The organism is Streptomyces sp. NPDC055140 (assembly GCF_053607285.1).
Window position 1 is genome coordinate 1 of sequence record NZ_JBSGTG010000227.1, and the last position, 1,013, is coordinate 1,013.

2 protein-coding genes are annotated in these 1,013 nt (G+C 65.4%); both read right to left on the reverse strand.

What is annotated here, in order from left to right; genetic code table 11:
- A partial coding sequence (locus tag ACWFR4_RS49205) for a DUF2637 domain-containing protein (protein WP_453658559.1) occupies window positions 1-390 on the reverse strand: 390 nt, incomplete at its 3' end.
- A gap of 87 nt (window positions 391-477) precedes the next feature.
- Complete coding sequence (locus ACWFR4_RS49210) at window positions 478-825, reverse strand: hypothetical protein (RefSeq protein ID WP_453658561.1); 348 nt, start codon at window positions 823-825, stop codon at window positions 478-480.
- Between the last annotated feature and the right edge of the window lie 188 nt (window positions 826-1,013).

Consider the following 1,013-nt stretch of genomic DNA (forward strand, 5'->3'; position numbering starts at 1 on the left):
GTGCATTCCGACAGCAACGGGGTCATCCCACAGTGATGGATATGGATTCACCATGGTGGGCTGCGGAACTCCGGCATTCGCGTTGAAATAGATTGTCGACGCCGTAAGAATCCAAGCAGCCCGCCGCATGAGCGGCATTGGGATCCGCATTCTCGTGAGCCAGAGGTCCAGGGAGAGGAGGGCCACGATTCCAGCGTCTACCCCCACCGGAAGGAAATATGAGAATTCGCCGAATCCCTTGAGTTCTGCCAGCTTTTTGAGGGAGTCGTACGAACCGGCAAATCCGATGCCTCCTACGATGGCCGCGCCGATGATGATGGCTGCCGTGAGAAGGCGAAAGGCGATAATGCTTCCTCGGGCGGTGGGCTTCATGGAATTCTCGGTGGTCACTTCTCTTTCTCCTGGGCTTTGGTTCGTGTTGCGGTCGGGCGATGCCGTTCAGGGGTGTCAAGGTCCTGGGCGACGTCGTTCGGCCGGTCAGCTGGTGGTTTCCTTGGCACCGCTGACGGGAGCAATGACGGGGCTTCGGTGGGTGGCACGGTTGAGGCAGGGCTCCCAGTGCCGGTGATGCGTCGAGCCCCGGGTGGCCTCCTCGCAGTCGGTCCGGACACAGGGCCGCGCGAAGATCCCTCGCCCCGAGCAGTCGGGGCACTCGTTGCTGAGGGCAATCTCGTAGAGGTAGATCCGGAGCCGTCCGACGAGCGCATGGGCCTGAGCGCGCCGGTAGTGCCCTTCGTCCAGGGCGAGGGTGGCCGCGTGGTCGGCACCGTGAGCCTGGGCGAGGAGCTGCGTGGCACTGCGGTCGGATATGGGGGTGTGGTCCATGGTCGTTCCCTTCAGCCGATCAGTTCGGCGCTCGTGCAGTGCGTCTGGGGGCCGGGGCGTCGTGCGCTGTGCGCGACGCCCCGGCGGTCGCAGGGGGCCTAGGTGGCGGATTGCCTACCGGGGGTGGGACGCACCGCGCGGATGCGGGCCGGGAGGCTTCGTCCCTGAGACGCTGGGCCCGCGGCGCT